1 protein-coding gene is annotated in these 604 nt (G+C 54.8%); it reads left to right on the top strand.

The features are described 5' to 3' along the window. Positions 1-604: hypothetical protein (locus J7438_RS26960; RefSeq protein ID WP_209279093.1), on the top strand; the 604-nt coding region annotated here is incomplete at both ends.

Here is a 604-nt window from a genome sequence, read left to right on the forward strand (position 1 = left end):
CCTTCCTGACGCTGCCCTGCTTGAAAGAGGGCTGGCAGGAGGGCAAAGACGAGGACGTTAAGGGCAAACCGCTCGACCGGGCACTGGTCACCAATATTTCCTCCATGTGTAATGGCAAAGGCTTACCAAAAGATAAGGACGTGAAGGCCTTCCTGACCCTGCCCTGCTTGAAAGAGGGCTGGCAGGAGGGCAAAGGCGACGACGTTAAGGGCAACCCGCTCGACCGGGCTCTGGTCACCAATATTTCCTCCATGTGTAATAGCAAAGGCTTACCGAAAGATCAGGACGTGAAGGCCTTCCTGACCCTCCCCTGCTTGAAAGAGGGCTGGCAGGAGGGCAAAGACGAGGACGTTAAGGGCAAACCCCTCGACCGGGCACTGGTCACCAATATTTCCTCCATGTGTAATGGCAAAGGCTTAGCGAAAGATCAGGACGTGAAGGCCTTCCTGACCCTGCCCTGCTTGAAAGAGGGCTGGAAGGAGGGCAAAGACGAGGACGTTAAGGGCAAACCGCTCGACCGGGCACTGGTCACCAATATTTCCTCCATGTGTAATGGCAAAGGCTTACCGGAAAAGACGAAAGTGCAAGCCTTTATTCAATGGCT

It is taken from the genome of Thalassotalea sp. G20_0 (assembly GCF_017744175.1).
In the GTDB taxonomy this organism is placed as follows: domain Bacteria; phylum Pseudomonadota; class Gammaproteobacteria; order Pseudomonadales; family Endozoicomonadaceae; genus Endozoicomonas.